The organism is Herbaspirillum sp. NPDC087042 (assembly GCF_044745245.1).
GTDB lineage: Bacteria > Pseudomonadota > Gammaproteobacteria > Burkholderiales > Burkholderiaceae_D > Herbaspirillum.
On sequence record NZ_JBIUZW010000012.1, the window covers coordinates 176,428 to 196,602 of the forward strand.

Annotated in this window: 20 protein-coding genes; 8 read left to right on the forward strand and 12 right to left on the reverse strand. The window is 64.3% G+C overall.

The annotated features are described in order from the left end of the window. Nucleotides 1-25: 25 nt before the first annotated feature. Nucleotides 26-787 carry a uroporphyrinogen-III C-methyltransferase gene (cobA, locus tag ACIPHN_RS17390; RefSeq protein WP_400437964.1) on the forward strand — a complete coding sequence of 254 codons (762 nt, stop codon included), beginning with the start codon at nt 26-28 and terminating at the stop codon, nt 785-787. Nucleotides 788-817: 30 nt separating this feature from the next. Next, a complete protein-coding gene (locus ACIPHN_RS17395) occupies nt 818-1,189 on the forward strand; it encodes a tRNA-binding protein (protein ID WP_400437965.1) in 372 nt (123 codons plus the stop codon). A 65-nt stretch (nt 1,190-1,254) separates the two neighbouring features. Here the strand turns inward: ACIPHN_RS17395 and ACIPHN_RS17400 are convergent, their stop codons facing one another. The 3 genes from ACIPHN_RS17400 to lptF are packed head-to-tail and all read right to left on the reverse strand — an operon-like array spanning nt 1,255 to nt 3,917. Next, nucleotides 1,255-1,641 carry a sirohydrochlorin chelatase gene (locus ACIPHN_RS17400; RefSeq protein ID WP_400437966.1) on the reverse strand — a complete coding sequence of 129 codons (387 nt, stop codon included), beginning with the start codon at nt 1,639-1,641 and terminating at the stop codon, nt 1,255-1,257. Nucleotides 1,642-1,654: 13 nt separating this feature from the next. Continuing rightward, nucleotides 1,655-2,785 (reverse strand): LPS export ABC transporter permease LptG, encoded by a 1,131-nt coding sequence (gene lptG, locus ACIPHN_RS17405; protein ID WP_400437967.1) that lies wholly within the window; start codon nt 2,783-2,785, stop codon nt 1,655-1,657. A gap of 1 nt (nt 2,786) precedes the next feature. Further along, nucleotides 2,787-3,917: an LPS export ABC transporter permease LptF gene (lptF, locus tag ACIPHN_RS17410; protein ID WP_400437968.1), complete on the reverse strand. Its 1,131-nt coding sequence runs from the start codon at nt 3,915-3,917 to the stop codon at nt 2,787-2,789. Nucleotides 3,918-4,071: 154 nt separating this feature from the next. Between lptF and ACIPHN_RS17415 the strand changes: the two genes are divergently transcribed. The 5 genes from ACIPHN_RS17415 (at nt 4,072) to ACIPHN_RS17435 (ending at nt 9,818) form a co-directional block, all read left to right on the forward strand. Continuing rightward, nucleotides 4,072-5,592, forward strand: coding sequence for a leucyl aminopeptidase (locus ACIPHN_RS17415; RefSeq protein WP_400437969.1), 1,521 nt, complete (start codon nt 4,072-4,074; stop codon nt 5,590-5,592). Nucleotides 5,593-5,719: 127 nt separating this feature from the next. Continuing rightward, nucleotides 5,720-6,595, forward strand: a complete 876-nt coding sequence (locus tag ACIPHN_RS17420) for a dienelactone hydrolase family protein (RefSeq protein WP_400437970.1) — start codon at nt 5,720-5,722, stop codon at nt 6,593-6,595. Nucleotides 6,596-6,808: 213 nt separating this feature from the next. After that, the gene (locus ACIPHN_RS17425; protein WP_400437971.1) at nt 6,809-7,909 is read left to right on the forward strand and encodes an alkene reductase; all 1,101 of its coding nucleotides are present in this window, start codon (nt 6,809-6,811) and stop codon (nt 7,907-7,909) included. Between the two features lie 159 nt (nt 7,910-8,068). After that, nucleotides 8,069-8,830, forward strand: a complete 762-nt coding sequence (locus tag ACIPHN_RS17430; protein ID WP_400437973.1) for a MipA/OmpV family protein — start codon at nt 8,069-8,071, stop codon at nt 8,828-8,830. A 415-nt stretch (nt 8,831-9,245) separates the two neighbouring features. After that, entirely contained in the window at nt 9,246-9,818 is a 573-nt protein-coding gene (locus ACIPHN_RS17435; protein ID WP_400437975.1) for an FxDxF family PEP-CTERM protein, read from the forward strand. Nucleotides 9,819-9,973: 155 nt separating this feature from the next. On the opposite strand, the gene ACIPHN_RS17440 is transcribed toward ACIPHN_RS17435, so the two are convergent. The 3 genes from ACIPHN_RS17440 to ACIPHN_RS17450 all read right to left on the reverse strand — a co-directional run bounded on the left by ACIPHN_RS17440 (nt 9,974) and on the right by ACIPHN_RS17450 (nt 13,306). After that, nucleotides 9,974-11,119 carry a porin gene (locus ACIPHN_RS17440; RefSeq protein WP_400437977.1) on the reverse strand — a complete coding sequence of 382 codons (1,146 nt, stop codon included), beginning with the start codon at nt 11,117-11,119 and terminating at the stop codon, nt 9,974-9,976. A gap of 140 nt (nt 11,120-11,259) precedes the next feature. Then, nucleotides 11,260-12,642 (reverse strand): sensor histidine kinase, encoded by a 1,383-nt coding sequence (locus tag ACIPHN_RS17445; protein ID WP_400437979.1) that lies wholly within the window; start codon nt 12,640-12,642, stop codon nt 11,260-11,262. Continuing rightward, entirely contained in the window at nt 12,629-13,306 is a 678-nt protein-coding gene (locus ACIPHN_RS17450) for a response regulator (RefSeq protein ID WP_400437981.1), read from the reverse strand. Before ACIPHN_RS17450 ends, ACIPHN_RS17445 begins: the two co-directional genes overlap by 14 nt. Before the next feature lie 261 nt (nt 13,307-13,567). Here ACIPHN_RS17450 and xth point away from each other — a divergent pair, with 261 nt between their 5' ends. Continuing rightward, nucleotides 13,568-14,335 carry an exodeoxyribonuclease III gene (gene xth / locus ACIPHN_RS17455; protein ID WP_400437983.1) on the forward strand — a complete coding sequence of 256 codons (768 nt, stop codon included), beginning with the start codon at nt 13,568-13,570 and terminating at the stop codon, nt 14,333-14,335. Between the two features lie 43 nt (nt 14,336-14,378). Here xth and ACIPHN_RS17460 read toward each other — a convergent pair whose 3' ends face one another. The 6 genes from ACIPHN_RS17460 to prpB all read right to left on the reverse strand — a co-directional run bounded on the left by ACIPHN_RS17460 (nt 14,379) and on the right by prpB (nt 20,168). Next, entirely contained in the window at nt 14,379-14,666 is a 288-nt protein-coding gene (locus ACIPHN_RS17460) for a hypothetical protein (RefSeq protein WP_400437985.1), read from the reverse strand. Further along, nucleotides 14,663-15,169, reverse strand: a complete 507-nt coding sequence (locus tag ACIPHN_RS17465; RefSeq protein ID WP_400437987.1) for an arsinothricin resistance N-acetyltransferase ArsN1 family B — start codon at nt 15,167-15,169, stop codon at nt 14,663-14,665. The genes ACIPHN_RS17460 and ACIPHN_RS17465 overlap by 4 nt, the downstream gene beginning before the upstream one ends. A 93-nt stretch (nt 15,170-15,262) precedes the next feature. After that, the gene (locus ACIPHN_RS17470) at nt 15,263-17,149 is read right to left on the reverse strand and encodes a propionate--CoA ligase (protein ID WP_400437989.1); all 1,887 of its coding nucleotides are present in this window, start codon (nt 17,147-17,149) and stop codon (nt 15,263-15,265) included. A 324-nt stretch (nt 17,150-17,473) separates the two neighbouring features. Beyond that, nucleotides 17,474-17,905 carry a hypothetical protein gene (locus ACIPHN_RS17475; protein WP_400437991.1) on the reverse strand — a complete coding sequence of 144 codons (432 nt, stop codon included), beginning with the start codon at nt 17,903-17,905 and terminating at the stop codon, nt 17,474-17,476. A gap of 169 nt (nt 17,906-18,074) precedes the next feature. Then, nucleotides 18,075-19,229, reverse strand: coding sequence for a 2-methylcitrate synthase (gene prpC / locus ACIPHN_RS17480; protein WP_400437993.1), 1,155 nt, complete (start codon nt 19,227-19,229; stop codon nt 18,075-18,077). A 48-nt stretch (nt 19,230-19,277) separates the two neighbouring features. Then, nucleotides 19,278-20,168: a methylisocitrate lyase gene (prpB, locus tag ACIPHN_RS17485; protein WP_400437995.1), complete on the reverse strand. Its 891-nt coding sequence runs from the start codon at nt 20,166-20,168 to the stop codon at nt 19,278-19,280. Nucleotides 20,169-20,175 lie beyond the last annotated feature (7 nt).

Sequence of the window (20,175 nt, forward strand, 5' to 3'; positions counted from 1 at the left end):
ATCGATCCGAACCGATACCAAGGCCATGGCCACCGAACAGGCAGCTTCCCCCACCCCTTCCGACTCGCCCGCCCCCAGCCCGGAACATCCGGGCCAGGTGTGGCTGGTCGGCTCCGGCCCCGGCGCGGCTGACCTGCTCACGGTGCGCGGCGCGCGCCTGCTGGCGCAAGCCGAGATCGTGCTGCACGACGCTCTGGTCACCGAAGAGATCCTGGCCCTGTGCCCGCAAGCCGTGAAGGTATCGGTCGGCAAGCGTAGCGGCCAGCGTTCCACCGCCCAGCCCGTCATCAACCAGAAACTGGTGGAAGCGGCCCAGCAATACCGCCGCGTGGTCCGCCTCAAGGGCGGCGACCCCATGCTCTTCGGCCGCGCCGACGAGGAAATGCGGGCGCTGGAAGCCCACAACATCCCCTACGAGATCGTCCCCGGCATCACCGCCGCGCTGGCTGCCGCGTCGTCGGCCAAGCGCCCGCTGACCCGCCGCGGCATCGCCCGCAGCGTCTCGCTGTTCACCTCCAGCACCGGTGTGGACGAACCCGACGAAGTGCGCATGCCCAATGGCGATACCCTGGTGCAATACATGGGAGGGCGCGAAGCCACGGCCACCGCCCAGCGCCTGCTGGAACTGGGCCATGCCCCCGATACCCCGGTGGTGGTGGTGGAAAACTGCAGCCGCCCCGAAGAGCGCATCTACCATCTGCAACTGGCCGGTCTGGAAGCGGGGCTGCAAGCCTGCAGCGGCCCGGTGCTGGTGATGATCGGTCCGGCATTGGCCGATCGCGACTGAGCCATCAAGCCACACCAAGGATAGAGACGCATGCACCTGCTGCACGACACCAACGCCCCCGCTGCCGACGCCATCGATTTCGACGCCTTCCTGAAGGTCGATATCCGCATCGGTACCATCGTCTCGGCCGAGGCCTTTCCGGAGGCGCGCAAGCCGGCCTTCAAGCTGAAGATCGATTTCGGCCCCGGCATCGGCATCCGCCAGAGCAGCGCCCAGATCACGACTCACTACGCGCTGGAACAGCTGACCGGCCGCCAGGTAGCGGCGGTGGTCAATTTCCCGCCGCGCCAGATCGGCAAGTTCATGTCCGAGGTCCTGACGCTGGGGTTCCCCGATGCCGACGGCGAGGTGGTGCTGTTCAAGCCCGACCGGGATGTCCCCAACGGTGCGCGGCTGTTCTGATGTCCTGATACCGCAAAAAAATATGGCCCGCTAGCGGGCCATATTTTTTACTGCGCAGAGCCAGGTCAGGCGCCGGCAGCGCCGACACAATAAGCGGCAATCGCCTGCAGCACCGCTTCGTCCTCACCCACGGCCGGCACGGTGGCAAGCGTCAGCTGCGGATGGGCCTGGCGCAACTGCTCCAGCAATTGCGGCAGGTCGCGCCGCACATGGCCGCCCTGCCCCAGGAACACCGGAATCACCGTGATGCGCTGTGCTCCGGCAGCGACCTGTTGCGCCACCGCCGTGGGCAGGTCGGGCTGCATCAGTTCCAGGAAAGCCAGGCGCACATCGGCGGCCGGCATGGCCGCCTGGGTCAGTGCCCGCAGGCGTTCGAAGGGTGCGGCCCAGGCCGGGTCGCGCGCGCCGTGGGCAAACAGCACCACGCCAGGGGGGGAAATGGAAGACGACATGGTGCTCACCGGCTCAGGTCCGCTCCACCCACCACAGGGCGCCCGCGGCCAGCACCATGAACAGCAGGCTGGGGAGCGCCGCCGTGACGAAGGCAGGCCAGGTATTGAGCAAGCCCAGATGGGAGAACAGGCTGTTGATCAACTGGAAGCAGACGCCGATCATGATGCCCGTGAAGATCTTCAGGCTCACGCCGCCGGCGCGGAAATGCAGGTAGGCGAATGGCAAGGCCAGCGCCAGCATCACGAAGATCGACAGCGGGTAGACGATCTTCTTCCAGAAGGCGATCTCGTAGCGGTCGGTACGCTGGTTGTTGGCTTCCAGGTGCTTGGTGTAGGCCAGCAGGTCGTAGGCCGACATGCGGTCCGGGTCGGCGAAGAGCACCGAGAGGATTTCCGGCGTCACCTCGGACACCAGCTTCATCTTCGCCATCTTGACGGTCTTGACCGGCTCGGTGATGTCGCGGTCACGGCCACCGGTGAAGTCGGACTGCACGACATCATCGAGCTCCCACTGGTGGTCGCCTTCATAGAGGCCCGACTTCGCCGTGATCATGCGCGCCATGTGGAAATCGGTATCCAGTTCGTAGAGCTTGACGCCTTCGATGCGGCCATCCGGCTGCACCGTGTGGATGTTGATGAAACGGCTGCCGGTGACATTGCCTTCCAGCCCGTTGTCCTTGATCACATCCTTGGCCCACATGCCGGAGCGGAACTGCGAGGACATCGAGGCCCCCTGGGCCTGCAGCTTGAGCTTCTCGGCCCATTCGCTGGCCTTGGGGGCGATCAGCTCGCCGAAGACGATGGTCAGCACCGCAAAGCCGATGCCGATGCGCATCAGCACCTTGGCGGCCATGCCGGTGGACATGCTGGAGACGCGCATGATGGTGAATTCGGAACGCGCCGCCAGTTGCGAGAGCGTATAGATGGTGCCGATCAGCACCGCCGTGGGCATGAGCTCATAGACGTTGCCGGGCAAACCCATCAAGACGTAGAACACCGCCTGCTGTAGGTTGTAGCCGTTGCGACCGACCTGCTCCAGCTGCCCCATCATCTCGAAGAAGGCGAACAGCGCCAGGAAGGCCGCCAGTGCAAAGAACACCGAGCGCGTGATCTCGGAGGTGAAATAACGTTGGATGACTCTCATCTCAGGCCTCGCGCTTGAACGTCATGGCGCGGCGAACGCGGGTCCACAACCGGGATGGATGGTAGGGATGGTTGATGTTCAGGCGCAGCACGAACATCACCAGGATCAGCGCGGCCACGATCACGTGCACCGGCCACCAGGCCATCAGGAAGCTCATGCGGTTCTGCGCCACCGAAGCCTGGAAGACGCTGACCGTATTGCTGTAGACCACGAACAGCAGCAGGGCCACCACCAGGCCCAGCGAGCGGCCGGCACGGGGGTTGACGAAGGACAGCGGGATGGCCAGCAGCATCAGCGCCAGGCCCATCAGCGGCAAGGCGATGCGCCAGAGCAATTCACCGCGGGCATAGCCATCCTTCTTGGTGACCAGTTCGCCCATCTGCAGGGCGCGCGCCGAACGGTCGCCAGCGGCCGCGGCCGACTGGTTGCCGATCAGCAGGCCGTAACGTTCGAAATCGACCACCTGGAAATCCGGCAGGGCCGGCGATCCGTCATAGCGGCGGCCCTTGTGCATGACCACGAACTTCTCGCCATCGGGGTCGACCGTGGTCTCGCCTTCCTTGGCCACCACCACGCTGTTCTTGCCATCGCTGTTGATGGTGTTGACGAACACATTGCGCACCTTGGAGGCATCGCCGGAAATCCCCTCGACGAAGAAGATACGGTTGGAACTGGCCGACTCCTGGAACTTGCCCGGCGAGACGCGGGCGATGTCCTCGCGCTTTTCGAAGCGGTCGCGGTATTCGCTGCTCTGCTGGTTGGCCCAGGGCGTGACCACGAAGGACAGCACCGCCACCAGGGCCACGATGGGCCAGCCGAAGCGCAGCACCGGCGCGATCCAGCGGGTCAGCGAGAGGCCGCAGGCGAACCAGACCACGATCTCGGAATCCTGGTAGCTGCGCGTCATCACCAGCAACACCGAGATGAAACCGGTGAGGATCAGGATGATGGGCATGTAGTTCAACGACTGGAAGCCGATCAGGGCCAGCACGTCTTGCGACGCGACCTGCCCGCCGGCGGCCTGGCCGAGGATCTTGATGAGCATCACGGTCAGGGTGATGGTGAACAGCGTCGTGAAGACCCCACCTGCGGTGCTGGTCAATTCGCGTCGAAGAGCGCGCTGGAAAATCATGCGGATGCCGGAATGTGTCTGGTGTCTGGAAATCGAATCTTGGGCCTCGGGCCGGAGCGTCCTGTCCGGGGCTGGCCCACCCGGCCGAACTCATGCGCGCGTAGCGTCGAAATGGGCTCTATAATCGCCAGGTAATTCATATAAAGGACGAACGATGGACTTTAGCACAAAAACATTGGACGCAAAAAACGCCGTGACCGCTGTCAAGACCGGCGCGCTGGTCGTGGGCATCTATGAAAACCGCAAGCTGTCCAAGGCCGCAGGCGCCCTGGACAAGCTGGGCGCCATCAGCGCCGCGCTGAAGTCGGGCGACATTTCGGGCAAGCCGGGCTCGACCCTGCTGCTGCGCGGCGTCACCGGCATCGCCGCCGAACGCATCGTGCTGCTGGGCCTGGGCGCCGAGGAAGAGATCAGCGACAAGAGCTTTGCCGCCGCCAGCAGCGCCCTGGTACGCACCCTGGCCACCCTGGGCTGCGACGACGCCGCCCTGGCCCTGCCCTTCGATGGCATCAAGGGCCGCGACCTGGCCTGGGCCTTCCGCAACGTGGTGCTGGCCGGCCGTGACGCCAACTACCGCTCCGACATCCTCAAGAGCAAGAAGGACCCGGTGCCCACGGGCGTCAAGAAGATCGCCTTCCTGGTCCCGGTGACGGCCGTCGCCGCCGCCAAGACCGCGCTGGCCGAAGCCGTGGCGCTGGCCAACGGCATGGCCCTGACCAAGGACCTGGGCAACCTGCCGGGCAATGTCTGCACCCCGACCTACCTGGCCAACACCGCCAAGAAACTGGCCAAGCAATTCAAGCTGGGCGTGGAAGTGCTGGACCGCAAGCAGCTGCAGGCCCTGAAGATGGGCAGCTTCCTGTCGGTGACCAACGGCAGCGACGAGCCGCCCAAGTTCATCGTCATCAAGCACATGGGCGGCAAGGCCAAGGATGCACCGGTGGTGCTGGTGGGCAAGGGCATCACCTTCGATACCGGTGGCATCTCGCTCAAGCCGGGCCTGAACATGGACGAGATGAAGTACGACATGTGCGGCGCCGCCACCGTGCTGGGCACCTTCCGTACCATCGCCGAACTGGACCTGAAACTGAACGTCATCGGCGTCATCCCGACCTGCGAAAACATGCCCTCGGGCCGTGCCACCAAGCCGGGCGACATCGTCACCTCGATGTCCGGCCAGACCATCGAAGTGCTCAACACCGACGCCGAAGGCCGCCTGATCCTGTGCGACGCCCTGACCTACGTGGAACGCTTCAAGCCTGCCGCCGTGGTGGATATCGCCACCCTCACCGGCGCCTGCATCGTGGCACTGGGCCATCACAACTCGGGCCTGTTCACGCGTGAAGATGCCGCCCACGACCAGCTGGCCAACGCGCTGCTGGCCGCCGGCCGCGAGACTGGCGATACCGCATGGCGCATGCCCATCCAGGACGTCTACCAGGAACAGCTGAAGTCCAACTTCGCCGATATCGCCAACATCGGCGGCCAGCCGGGTGGCAGCGTCACCGCCGCCTGCTTCCTGGAGCGCTTCACCCGCAAGTACACCTGGGCCCACCTGGACATCGCCGGTACCGCCTGGAAGAGCGGCGCGGCCAAGGGTGCCACCGGTCGTCCGGTCCCCTTGCTGACCAGCTGGCTGCTCCAGCAGGCAGGCGCCAAGCCGGCGCGCGCCTGAGGGACTTGAGGCCCGGCGGCGCATGACAGGCCTTTGCACGGTTTTACCTGCCATGACACCGCCGGCCCGCTACCGCATGACCCCGCCACCGCTGATGCGGTGGCTTTTTTTCGTCCTTGTCATCGTCATGACGGGGGCACAATCCCGGCTCTCGCTGGCGCAATCCGGCCCGCTGCCGCCGGCGCAGACGGTGCGCTTCCCCTCGGCCGATGGCCGCACCGACCTGACCGGCTACCTGTTCTCGCCCTCGGGACCGGGCCCGCATCCCGCCATCGTGATGCTGCATGGTCGCGCCGGGCCCTATTCGGGCCGGGTCAGCAGCCAATGCACGCTGGTGGCGCCCGGCATTCCCTCGCCCTGCGACGGCGATACGCTCAGCCAGCGCCATCTGGCCTGGACCGCCTACTGGATCGCGCGCGGCTACCTGGTCCTGCATGTGGACAGCTTCGGCCCGCGTGGTGTGGCCCATGGCTTCGGCCGCCATACCCATGGCGCCCCCGAGCGCGACGAGGTCAACGAATTGACAGTGCGTCCGCTCGATGCCGAGGGCGCGCTGGCCTGGCTGGCCGCCCGCCAGGAAGTCAATCCTGCGCGCATCATGCTGCAAGGCTGGTCCAACGGCGCCAGCACGGCGCTGAATGTGATGCAGCGCCAGGCCGACCGGGCCGCCGGCAGCCCCGCCTTTGCCGCCGCCCTGGTGTTCTATCCCGGCTGCGGCCGGCAGGCCTTGCTCTCGCGCACACCCGCACTGGACCGGCCCGTGCAGGTGCTGCTGGGCGGCGCCGACGAGGAAGTATCGCCGGCCACCTGCCAGCGTGTGCTGCAGCGTGTGCTGCGTATCCGCCAGACCAGCGCCCCGGTGGTCACCGTCTATCCCGGCGCCACCCATGATTTCGACGACCCCGGTCGTGCACGCCAGGCCATCGGCGCCAATCGCCAGGCCCGCGAGGATGCCCTGGCACGCCTGGGCGACTGGCTGGACCGGGTGCCGTCGCTGCCCTGAAACCGCCCCTGCATCGCTCCCGCCCCCAAATCCGGCCACCTCCTGCAGCCCTGATAATTCTCGACTAAACTGCTTGGTCTTTACCGACAAGCCGCGCCCTCCAGCATGGCCGGCCCCGGAAAACGCATTCCAACACGTCGGCACGCTGCCACGGGATTGCCAGCGTAGCCCGACGATACCTCCCCTGCCAACGCAAACCAGAAAAGGATACACATGACCATCGCCAGCCCCAGCAGCGACCTGTTCAAGCCCGTGCAACTGGGCGCCGTCCAGTTGCAGAATCGTATCGTCATGGCCCCGCTCACGCGCAGCCGCGCGCAAGCCGGTGACGTCCCCAGCGAACTGAGCGCCGAGTACTACGCCCAGCGTGCCGGCGCCGGCCTCATCATCGCCGAAGCCACCCAGATTTCCCCGCAGGGCAAGGGCTATGCCTTCACCCCCGGCATCTACGACCAGGCCCAGGTGGCCGGCTGGAAGAAGGTGACCGACGCCGTGCATGCCAAGGGTGGCCACATCTTCCTGCAACTGTGGCACGTCGGCCGCATCTCCCATCCCGACCTGCAACCGGGGCACGCCCTGCCGGTGGCGCCGTCGGCCGTCAAGCCCGAAGGTAATGCCTTCACCGACACCGGGCTCCAGCCCTTCGTCACCCCGCGCGCGCTGGACCTGGACGAACTGCCGGGCATCGTCGCGCAATACAAGACGGCGGCACAGCTGGCCATCCAGGCCGGCTTCGACGGCGTCGAGATCCATGCCGCCAACGGCTACCTGCTGGACCAGTTCCTGCGTGACAAGACCAACCTGCGCACCGACGCCTACGGCGGCAGCATTGAAAACCGCACCCGCCTGCTGCTGGAAGTGGTGGAAGCCGTGACCTCGGTGGTCCCCAGCGAACGCGTGGGCATCCGCCTCTCGCCCATCAGCCCGGCCAACGATATCGCCGACAGCAATCCGCAAGCGCTCTTCAGCTATGTGGTGCAGCAGCTGAACCGCTACAAGCTGGTCTACCTGCACGTGGTCGAAGGTGCCACCGGCGGCCCGCGCCAGGTCGAGAACGGCTTCGACCTGCAGGTGCTGCGTGATCTCTTCGAGGGTATCTATATCGCCAACAACGGCTATGACCTGACGCTGGCGCAGCAGGCACGCGAGGGCAACCTGGCCGACCTGGTCGCCTTCGGCCGCCCCTGGATCGCCAATCCCGACCTGGTGGCACGCCTGCGGCACGGTGCCGCGCTGGCCTCCTTCAATCCGGACACCCTCTATGGCGGCGGTGCCGCCGGCTATACCGACTATCCGGCCTTGAAGCTGGCCTGAGCGGCAGGCTGAATCAATCCTGCAACGGCCCGCCATCGCGCGGGCCGTTTGCATGGCGCCATGGAGCGTGTTGCGCGACGACCTCAGATAGATACACTTTGTTAAGAATCACGGGCATACCGTTACAATAGTGTCCACATTCCCATTCGCCGATCCGTCATGAAAAACACCTTCGCCGCCCTGGCACTGGCCTGCTGCACCCTGCCTGCACTGGCCCAGCAAGCCGCGTCCGACAGCACCGATCCATTGCAACTGCAAGACCGCATCGTCGGCGACATTGGTGGCGGCGTATTCCACCTCGACCGCAACGGCCTGAGCCGTCACAGCCACAACCTGGCCCTGCCCTATGCCTACTTTGACTACGACCGCTTCTTTGCCCGGGTCGATACCTTCGGCATCAAGACCGTGCGCATGGGCTACGGCTACCTGGAACTGGCCGGTCGCCTGAACTTCGAGGGCTTCGACGCCGACCGCGGCCTGCATCGCCGCTCGGATCCGATCCCGCTGGGCCTGGGTACCTATCAGGAAACCCCGATCGGCGCCTTCTTCCTCAACGCCTTCTACGACTTCAACACCTCGCACGGTACCCTGGCCGAAGCCATCTATGCCGCCCAGGTCGATATCGGCCGGGTCAGCATCTACCCGCAGATCGGGGTGGAATATCGCAGCGCCAACTACAACAACTACTACTTCGGCGTCGATCCCACTGAAGCCAGCGCCAGTGGCCTGCGCCAGTACACCGCCGGGGCCTCCACCAGCCCGATACTGGGTCTGTCGGCCGACGTGCCCCTCACCGGCGACTGGAAGCTGAACCTGACCTGGCGCCGCAAGTGGCTCGACAGCTCGGTGACCAACAGCCCGCTGATCCATCATCGCGCCGAGGACACGGCCATCATCGCCCTGAGCTATCACTTCAAGTAATCCCTGCGCACCTGCCCTCCCCCCATCCGCAGCACGATGACCACCGCATTCCGACCCGCCCGCCGCGGGCCGGAACAGTGCCGTCCATCATCATTGCCAAAATCCAATATCTGAGAAAATTGCGGCGCGGCAAAAAATTTATCGCGAACGTCGGAAAGCCTTTACCAGCAAGACTTCCAAGACTCCTACACCGCAACAAAAAGTAACAGATTTGATGCGGAAATCGATTGAGCTTTCCGGTGTGAAACGCTACGCTCACCAGGTCTCTTTCCAACAAAGTCGGATCACCAGGTCTGGTTGCATCGACAAATACAAGCTGAGGCACACCATCGTTCCGGCAATCGGACAGGAACGCCGGGACACACTCCCCCTGTTGTGCATTCTCGATGAATCAATACCAAGAAAGAGGTGTGTCATGAAGAAACTCATTGGCGGCGTGCTGCTTGCGTCCGCACTGTGCGCGGCTGGCGCCACGGCCAACGCCGCACAGATCAACGGTAGTACCGCGCTGACCTTCAACAGTGCATCCACCACGTCGTTCGGTTCCGAGTTCGGTGCTGGCACCACCGGGCAGAGCTTCCTGGAAAACTTCACCTTCAGCTACGCCAGTCCCTTCTCGTTCTCCTCGGCGGTCATCTCGATTGCCCTGGATGGCGTGTCGCGCCTGAACCTGTCCAGCCTCACGCTCACCGGCAACGGTGGCACGTGGACCGGTGTGAAGACCACCCTGGGAGATACACAGGTCTACACCCTGCGGACCAACAGCTTGCTCTCCGGCAACTACACGTTGTCGATCGGTGGCCTGGTCTCGGGCTCCACCGGTGGGAGCTTCGGCGGCAACATCAGTATCGCTGCCGTGCCGGAAGCCTCGACCATGGCCATGATGCTGGGTGGCCTGGGCGTGGTGGGCTTTGCGGCCTATCGTCGCCGTCGCAAGGACGGCCAGGACGGCCCGCAGCAACGTAGCGATCAACTGATGCCGGCTTGATTGGCGGATGGATGATCGGTCTGCAGGGAGGACGCATCTGTCCTGCGCTCTCCCTGCAGGGCAGACAAGAAAAAAAAGCGGCGTACCCCTGGTACGCCGCAACCTCGAAGACTACTTCGCTACAAACACTGCTGCTGCCTTGCTACCTCTTCCGATCAGAATCGCGTACGCATCCCCACGGCCAGTTCGGTCTGGTTCTTGAAACCGTTGGCCGAGGCCACCCGATAGCCATCGCTGAGCTTCATGTAGTCAGCGGCCACGTACAGCTCGGTGCGCTTGGAGAGGTGATAGAACACTGAACCATAGAGCGTGGACTTCTTGCCCGAGCCGGTGGCCGTGGAACCGCTGGCGTCGCTATAGGCGTTGAGGGTGCCAGTGCCATCGCTGCTGTAGGCGGCATTGTTGGCCTTCATGACCTGATAGCCGATCTCGTAATCCATCACACCCTGCGGCGCGAACCTGGCTGAAACCGTCCAGGCCTTGTCGGTACGCGTTCCCAGCGCGCCCTGCTCGGCGGTGTAGTGGAAGTAGCCGGCATTGAGCCGGGTGATGCCGAACATATAGCTGCCACCCAGGGACCAGGACTTGTGCTTCTCGGTGGAGGCATCGGCCTTGTTGCCGACGTCGGCCTCGTTATAGAAGCTGGACAGCACAAAGCTGGGCGCGTTGTAACCCAGGCCGAAGGACTTGGTGGTGCCGCTGTTGAAGGAACCGGCGACCTCGCCGAACTGATAGCCCACGCCGGCCACCACGCCATTGTCGAACACCTTCTTCCACACCACGCCATTGTCATAGCGGGTACCGGTGGCGCTGCCGGCGTAGAAGATCATCTGCTTGAAATTGTTGTTGTTGGTGAATCCGCCCTCTTCGTAGCCGATCGCGGAGGAGCCATAGGCATCACCGTAGACCTGGGCGAAGTCGCGCGCCAGCGTATTCTGCCGGCCGATGGTCACTTGGCCGAAGCTACGAGGATCCTGCAGGCCCACCCAGGAATCGCGATTGAACAGCACGCCCGGCGTATCCATGGCACCGGTGGCCACCAGGTACTCGGCCTCCAGCTTGAAGATCGCCCCCAGGCCGCCGCCCAGGTCTTCCTTGCCGCGGAAGCCCAGCCGGTTGCCGCTGAACCAGGCTGTGGAGATGCCGGTCAGGCGCGCGCCCGAGGCATTGGCATTGTTGGTGGTGCTGATCGTGGCATCGATCAGGCCGTAAATCGTCACGTTGGACTGGGCGTAGGCGCTGCCTGCGCCCAATGCGCCGAGTGCGCCGAGAGCCGCAATGGCGGCCATGCTCTTCTTCATAGGGTCTCCGTTATTTGATTAGGTGGTCTGGACACCTCCAGCAGTCCAGCGGAGCCACTATAAAATTTTGAATCTTACGACCGGCTTTCATTTTCCCCGGCGGTTGTGCGGTTTGGGCAACACTCCCTCTGCCTTTGCTGTCATGCCGCCAACGGCATCTCCACCCTGACCACCAGGCCAGAATGTCCCGCAGGCGCCGACAGCGAGATCGTTGCCCCCACTGCAGCAACGATCTCGGCCACGATCGCCAGGCCCAGGCCGGTACCGTCGGCCTGGCTGGAGCTGATCCGGTAGAAGCGATCGAAGACACGTCCCCTTTCCTGCTCGGGAATGCCCGGACCATTGTCGGCCACCTCCAGCACCAGACGCGCGCCCTGCCGCGCCAGCGACACCGTCACGATGCCACCGGCGGGCGTATAGCGCAGCGCATTGTCGAGCAGGTTGGAGACCAGGTCGCGCAACATGCCGTTGCGTACCGGCGCGGTGTCGAGCCGGGAATCGAAGCCCAGATCGATCTGCCGCCCCTGGGCAAAGCCGGCAAAGTCCTCGAAGACCTGCTGGATCACCACCAGCAGGTCGATCGCGTCAGCACGGCTGGCTGCGCCGGCATCGATACCGGCCTCCGCGCTGGAGAGCAGCAGCAGCTGGTTGACCAGGCGTATGCCGTGCTGCAGCGAGCCCGCCATGGCGTGCAGTGCGGCATCCTTGTCCGTCACGGCCGTGCTGCGCAAGCCGTAGTCGACCTGGGTGGTGAGCACCGTGAGCGGTGTGCGCAACTGATGCGAGGCATTGGCCACGAAGCGGCTGTGCGCGGCCACCTGGGCATCCAGTCGCGCCACGTAGTGGTTCATGGCATCGACCATCGGCACCAGTTCATCGGGCACATTGCCCCGCGCCAATGGCTCCAGCGAATCAGGCCGGCGATCCTGGATGCGCTCGCGCAGCGCCACCGTGGAAGACAGCGCGCTGCGCACCCCGACCAGCAATAGCACGGCCACGAACACCAGGATCAGCAGGTACTGCAACAGCGCATGCTCCCAGATCCGGTCCGAGAAAATCTTGTGGGCGCGCAGCGTCTGGGCCACCTCGACGATGACCAGATCATCGTCGGGCGCAGAGATGACCGATTTCCCGAAGGCAGAAATGCGCACCGGCTCGCCGCGGAACGTCGCACTGAAGAAGCTTGCCGCATCCGCCTCCGGGCTCTGCGCTGGCAAGGCAAGATCGGCCGAGCCAGCCAGCAGCTGTCCGCTTGACGAAGTCACCCGATAATAGACGCGGTCGCGCGCGCCGGACTCGAACAGTTCCAGCGCGGCCGGCGGCACGATCACCTGGAAGACGCCATCGTCGTAGCGGATCTGCTCGGCGATCACGCGTGCCGATCCCAGCAGGAGCCGGTCATGCGTATCGGTCGCCATCTCCACGGCATTGCGATAGGTCACCCACGAACTGACTGCCACGAAGATACCCAGCGGCAGCAGCAGCCACAGCAGCAACTGGCCACGCAGGCTAGTGAGGCGCATCGTCGTGCTTGAGGATGTAGCCCAATCCGCGCAGGGTCACGATGGACACGCCGCTGTCTTCCAGCTTGCGGCGCAGGCGATGGACATAGACCTCGATCGCATCCGAGGAGGCCGACTCGCTCATGGCAAAGAGCGCATCGGCGATCATCTTCTTGCTCACGGTCTTGCCCGACTTGAACAGCAGCGTCTCCAGGATGGCGTGCTCGCGCGGCGGCAGCGACAAGGGTGCGCCAGCGAGGCAGAACGCCCGTGTATTGCTGTCATAGGAAAGTGCCCCGCACTGCCAATGCGGACTGGGATGCTGCTCGGAACGGCGCACCAGGGCGCGCATGCGCGCCTCCAGCTCCTTGACCGCAAAGGGCTTGCCCAGGTAATCGTCGGCGCCCAGGTCCAGGCTCACCACCCGGCCCTCCACCGAGTTGTTGGCGGTCAACATCAGCACCGGCACCTTGCTGGCCCGCGCCCGCAGGCGCCTGACCACCTCGTTGCCGCTCAGGGCCGGCAGGGAGATATCGAGTACCACCAGGTCGTAATGCTGGGTCAGCAGCAGGTGATCGGCGTGGCCGCCATCGTAGACGCAATCCACCGAATAGTTGCTGCGCTCGAAGGTCAGCACCAGCCAGTCGGCCAGGGGCCGATGGTCTTCCGCCAAGAGAATCCGCATGTTGTCTCCGTTGTCCGGGAAGGGGCAAACGTCATTTCCCCGTGGAAATTTTTTATCAATTATTCTGGGGAGCGTAACGGATCAGACTTAGCGAAGACTTAGGAAAGACTTAGGCGGGAGCAAGGGAAGAATGGGCGACTGGATCGCAAGTGCTATAGTGGCGCCCTGAAATATTTGCCGCTGCAATCCGTCTGGTGCAGCCGGGATCCTGGCGTCGATGCGGGATTCCCTGCCCGGACCTTCCTGGAAAGCCCACCACACATGAAAATCGCCACCTGGAACGTCAACTCCCTGAAGGTCCGCCTGCCCCAAGTCCTGACCTGGCTGCAGGACAACCCGGTGGACGTGCTCTGCCTGCAGGAAACCAAGCTCACCGATGACAAGTTCCCCGCCGCCGAGATCGCCGCGGCCGGTTATCAGGTCGAGTTCTCGGGCCAGAAGACCTATAACGGCGTGGCCATCCTGTCGCGCCACCCCATGAGCGACGTGGTCAAGAACAACCCGCTCTTCCCCGACGAGCAGCAGCGCATCATCGCCGCCACCATCGAGGGGGTGCGCTATGTGTGCGCCTACATCCCCAACGGCCAGTCGCTGGAGTCCGAGAAGTATCCCTACAAGCTGAGCTGGCTGGCCGCGTTGCACGAGTGGCTGGCGCAGGAGAAGGCCAGGAACCCGCGTCTGGCCTTGCTGGGTGACTACAACATCGCCCCCGAAGACCGCGACGTCCACGATCCGGTGGCCTGGCAGGGCCAGGTGCTGGTCTCGGATCCGGAGCGCGAGGCCTTCCGCAAGCTGCAGGCACTGGGCCTGACCGATTCCTACCGCCTCTTCGAGCAGCCGGAAAAGATGTACAGCTGGTGGGATTATCGCCAGATGGGCTTCCGCCTCAATCGCGGCCTGCGCATCGACCACATCCTGCTCTCCGAGGAGCTGGTGCCGCGCTGCACCGCCTGCGTCATCGACAAGGTGCCGCGCAAGTGGGAGCAACCCTCCGATCACGCGCCCGTGATCGCGACCCTGTCGGACTGATCCCGCCGCGCTGCAGACGGCAGGCAGTCAGCCAATCTGGCACTCAGGCAGCGCCACCCTCGGGTGGCGCTTTGTCTTTCTTGTTGCGCATGTTCTTCTCGAACTGTACGTCGAGCTTGCTGACGCGCTTGGCTTTCTGCGGTCCCTGGGCATTGACGAAGGCGACGAATTCGTCAAGTTCCAGCGGTTCGTTGAGCTTTTCCATCGGCTGGCCGGCGACGCGGCGCGTCAGCACGAAGCGTTCGTCGGAGGTGCGCAGCATGGAGTATTCGCGCGTCTCGGTGCGCGTGTTCAGGCGCTCGATGGCGCTGGCGGCACGGGTCGATCTCATGATTGCACCTCCTGCAGCTTGAGCTGCCAATAGCCCACGTCGATCCACCGTCCCATCTTGTAGCCGACCTCGTTGAAGACGCCACACTTCTCGAAGCCCAGGCTCTCGTGCAGCGCCACGCTGGCGGCATTGGGCTGGGCGATGCCGCCGATGACCAGGTGCACGCCCAGGGGCTTCAACTGCTCGAACAGGCGCACATAGAGTTGCTTGCCGATGCCGCGTCCGCCGGCGTCATGGCGCAGGTAGACCGAGCTCTCCACCGATTGCCGGTAAGCCGCGCGCGGCTTCCATTGGGCGGCGTAGGCATAGCCCAGTACCTGGCCCTGCTCTTCGTAGACCAGCCAGGGGAAGTTGGCCTGTACCTCGGCAATGCGGGTGGCCATGACCACGTCCGTGACCGGCTCGGTCTCGAAGCTGATGGCAGTGGTTTCCACGTAGTGGTTGTAGATGCCGCAGATGGCGGCGGCGTCGGCGGCGGTTGCCGGGCGGATGGGGTGGTGCATGGCCGGGTTGTGAATAGCGCAATGAAGTCGCCAGTGTAACCAAATTGCGCTGGCTGCGGCGACCAACCCGACCGGCCGGCCGCCGCACCAGGTTCAATCGCGCAATACCGCGCGCACCTGCTCCAGTGCCGCCGGATCTTCGATGGTGGGCAGGTCGCCCGCATCGCGGCCTTCGCAGATGGACTGGATGGCCCGCCGCAACAGCTTGCCCGAGCGCGTCTTGGGCAAGGCGCTGAGGAAGAACACCCGCGCCGGTCGGCCCACCGCGCCGATCTGCTTGTCGACCACGCCCATGATCTCGGCCTCCAGGGCGCGACGCTGCTCGGCCGTGGCTACCGCATCGGCCTGTTTGGGAATGGCGAAGGCAAAGGCTACCTGGCCCTTGAGCTTGTCTTCCACGCCGACCACGGCCACCTCCGAGACATTGGGATGGCTGGAGATGCTCTCCTCGATCTCGCGCGTGCCCAGGCGGTGGCCGGCGACGTTGATGACGTCATCGGTGCGGCCAAGGATGAAGTAGTAGCCGTCGGCATCGCGGATGCCCCAGTCGAAGGTCGAATAGACTTCCCGCGGCAGGCTGCGCCAGTAGGTGTTGACGAAGCGCTGGTCGTCGCCGTAGACGGTCTGCATGCAGCCCGGTGGCAGCGGTCCTTCGATGGCCACCACGCCTTTCTCGTTGGCGCCACAGGGCTCGCCGGTGCTCTCATCGAGGATGGCCAGGCGATAGCCGGGCATGGGGACGCCGGGGCTGCCCAGGCGGGTGGGCTTGTCGTCGATGCCCTTGGCGATGGAGATGATGGGCCAGCCCGATTCGGTCTGCCAGTAGTTGTCGATCACCGGCACCTTCAGCGCGCCCGAGATCCAGCTGGAGGTGGTCTCGTCGAGCGGCTCGCCGGCCAGGTAGAGGGCTTTGAGCGACGAGGTGTCGTAGCGCTCCATGCATTCCGGCGGCTGCTTCTTGAGCACGCGGATGGCCGTGGGGGCGGAGAACATGCGGGTGACCTTGTACTTCTCGACGATGCTCCACCAGATGCCGGCGTCGGGCCGGATCGGCAGGCCTTCGTAGAGCACCGTGGCCATGCCCGCGATCAACGGGCCATAGACGATGTAGGAGTGGCCCACCACCCAGCCGATGTCGGAGGTGCAGAAGTAGGTCTCGCCGGGCTTGCCGCAGAAGATGTGCTGCATCGACGAGGCCAGTGCCACCGCGTAACCGCCGACGTCGCGCTGTACGCCCTTGGGCTTGCCAGTGGTGCCGGAGGTGTAGAGGACGTAGCTGCTCTCGTTGGACTCCAGCCAGGTCACCGGTACCTGCTGGCCCAGGAATTTCTCGCGCAGCGGCGCGTAGTCGACGTCGCGCGGGGTGCTGCGCGCCATCGGCGCCAGGCCCCGATCGACCAGCAGCACTTGCTGCGGCTTGTGCGTGGCCAGGTTGATGGCATCGTCCAGCAAGCCCTTGTAGGGGATCACCTTGCCACCGCGCGAACCGGCATCGGCCGAGACGATCAGGCGCGGCTGCGCATCGTCGATGCGCGAGGCCAGGCTGTTGGAGGCAAAGCCGCCAAACACCACCGAATGTACCGCGCCGATACGCGCGCAGGCCAGCATGGCGAAGACCGCCTCGGCGACCATGGGCATGTAGATCAGCACGCGGTCGCCGCGAGCGACGCCCAGCGATTGCATGGTGGCTGCCATGGCCATGACTTCCTGCTGCAACTGCGCGAAGCTGTAGACGCGTTCGGTATTGGTCTCGGTGGAAATGGCGATCAGTGCGGCCTGGTCGGCACGCTCGGCCAGGTGCCGATCGACCGCGTTGTAGCACAGGTTGGTCTGGCCGCCGATGAACCAGCGTGCGAACGGTGCGCGTGAATAATCCAGGGTCTGGGCGAATGGCGTTTCCCAGTGGATGCGCTGCGCTTCCTGGGCCCAGAAGGCCTCGGGATGGTCAATGGACTGACGATAGAATTGCTCGTATTGCATGACGTCTCCTCATGTCTCTCGAATTGAAATCTCGTCTTCGCCCGCCTGCTGCGTGGCTTGCGGCGCGACTGTCGCTGGGCTCTTATGCATGGCGCTGATGCATGGCGCTTGTGCGCGGCCCTGATGCGACGATGAAACCAGTCTTGCACCTGAAACTTACGGTCTGCTGAATCCGTGGCGCTGCGCGTGCCACGCTTGATGCACGTCAATGCAGCACGCGTGGCGCGCGCAAGAGATGGAGAGAAAGAGAGACGGACAGCGAACGCCATCCGGAGAGGAAACGACATCGCGTCGAAGGCCATCGGGCCGACGACGCGCACCCCATCAGCGGGACCGGCAATCGTTGGCGAGCTGCTGTCCGATCTTGGAATTGAGCAGCATGGACTTCGACGGGATCTGGATCCACACCAGCCCCTCGCCCTTGTTCTCCAGGCGCACCGCGCCGGTCGATGTGCTGACCGGACTCATCATGTAACTGTTGCCCTTCCACACCAGCGTGACGCCATCGGTGACGCGACCATCCATGCGCACCTGCACCTTGTTGCCCATCTCGCAACTGAAGTCCCCCGTCTTCAACTGGGTGGCCCAGGTCGGCTGGCTGGCCGCCTCGGACTTCAGGATCTGCGGCAATACCGGCTTGGTATCGGTGACCGGCACCGGGTCATTGGAGGCGCAGGAAGCCAGCAGCAAGGCGGCAGCGCCGGCCAGGCAGGTCGTGAGAAAAAGGGAATGGCGGGAGGTGACGGGAGCAGTCATCGGGTGATCCATGGAGAGTCCAGACGGTGGGGAAAAAGGTCCGACCGCATCTTAACAAGTAATTGCAATCGGCTCGACCCCATGTACCGCTTGTTACAAATCCGTGGATCGCGGTCACCCAGGCGGGCCGCCGCGTCTCCCCTGCTACTGCCGTCCCCTCACCTGCTGCTTACTTGCGCTCGGCGATCGGCACGAACTGCAGATCTTCCGGGCCCACGTAGTTGGCGGAGGGGCGGATGATCTTGTTGTCGATGCGCTGCTCGATGATGTGCGCGGCCCAGCCCGAGGTACGGGCGATGACGAACAGCGGCGTGAACATCGCGGTGGGCACGCCCATCATGTGGTAGGACACGGCCGAGAACCAGTCCAGGTTGGGGAACATCTTCTTGATCTCCCACATCACCGATTCCAGGCGTTCGGCGATGTCGAACATCTTGGTCGAACCGGCTTCGGTGGAGAGCTTGCGCGCCACTTCCTTGATGACCTTGTTGCGCGGGTCGGAGATGGTGTAGACCGGGTGGCCGAAGCCGATCACCACTTCCTTGTTCTCGACGCGACGGCGGATGTCGGCTTCGGCTTCGTCGGGATTGTCGTAGCGCTTCTGGATCTCGAAGGCCACCTCATTGGCGCCGCCGTGCTTGGGGCCACGCAGCGCGCCGATGGCGCCGGTGATGGCCGAGTGCATGTCCGAGCCGGTGCCGGCGATGACGCGGCCGGTGAAGGTGGAAGCATTGAATTCGTGTTCCGCGTACAGGATCAGCGAGGTGTGCATGGCCTTTTCCCAGGACTCGGAGGGCTTCTGGCCATGCAGCAGGTGCAGGAAGTGGGCGCCGATGGAATCGTCATCGGTTTCCACTTCGATGCGCTTGCCATTGCTGCTGTAGTGGTACCAGTACAGCAGCATGGAACCCAGCGACGCCATCAGGCGGTCGGCGATATCGCGCGCGCCCGGGGTGTTGTGGTCATCCTTCTCGGGCAGCACACAGCCCAGCGCCGAGACGCCGGTGCGCATCACATCCATCGGGTGCGAGGCCGCCGGCAGGCATTCCAGCGCCGCCTTGACGTTGGCCGGCAGGCCGCGCAGAGCCTTGAGCTTGGCCTTGTAGGCAGTCAGTTCGGCGGCGGTGGGCAGCTTGCCATGCACCAGCAGGTGGGCGATTTCCTCGAACTCGCAGCTGTCGGCCACATCCAGGATGTCGTAGCCGCGATAGTGCAGGTCATTGCCGGTCTTGCCGACGGTGCACAGGGCGGTATTGCCGGCGGTGACGCCGGACAGGGCAACGGACTTCTTGGGCTTGAAACCTGCGGCTTGTTGTTCGCTCATCGTGTTCTCCTCGTAGCGTATTCGGTGAAAACTAATTATCGGAAGGGATTATTTGTTTTTCTGTTGCGCAAACAGGGCGTCAAGGCGCTGTTCGTAGCTGTGGTAATCGATGCGGTCGTACAGCTCCATGCGGGTCTGCATGGTGTCGACCACGTTCTTTTGCGTGCCGTCGCGGCGGATCGCCTGGTAGACGTTCTCGGCGGCCTTGTTCATGGCGCGGAAGGCCGACAGCGGATAGAGCACCAGGCCGACGTCGGCGTCCTTCAGCTCGTCCACGGTGAACAGCGGGGTCGAACCGAATTCGGTGATGTTGGCCAGGATCGGCACCTTCACCGCATTGGCGAATTGCTTGTACATGGCCAGGTCGGTGATGGCCTCGGGGAAGATCATGTCGGCGCCGGCTTCGACACAGGCGACCGCGCGTTCCACGGCGGCCTCCAGGCCTTCCACGGCCAGTGCGTCGGTGCGCGCCATGATGACGAAGTTCTCATCGGTACGGGCATCCACGGCGGCCTTGATGCGGTCCACCATTTCCTGCTTGCTGACGATTTCCTTGCCGGGGCGATGGCCACAGCGCTTGGCACCGACCTGGTCTTCGATATGGACGGCGGCGGCGCCGAACTTGATCATCGACTTGACGGTGCGCGCCACGTTGAAGGCAGATGCGCCAAAGCCGGTATCGACGTCCACCAGCAGCGGCAGGTCGCACACGTCGGTGATGCGGCGCACGTCGGTGAGCACGTCATCCAGGTTGGAGATGCCCAGGTCGGGCAGGCCCAGCGAACCGGCCGCGACACCGCCACCGGAGAGGTAGATCGCACGGAAGCCGGCACGCTTGGCCAGCAGGGCGTGGTTGGCGTTGATCGCGCCGATGACCTGCAAAGGGGATTCTTCCTGGACGGCCTTGCGGAATGCTGCGCCTGCGGAGTGGAGAGCCATGATGGAC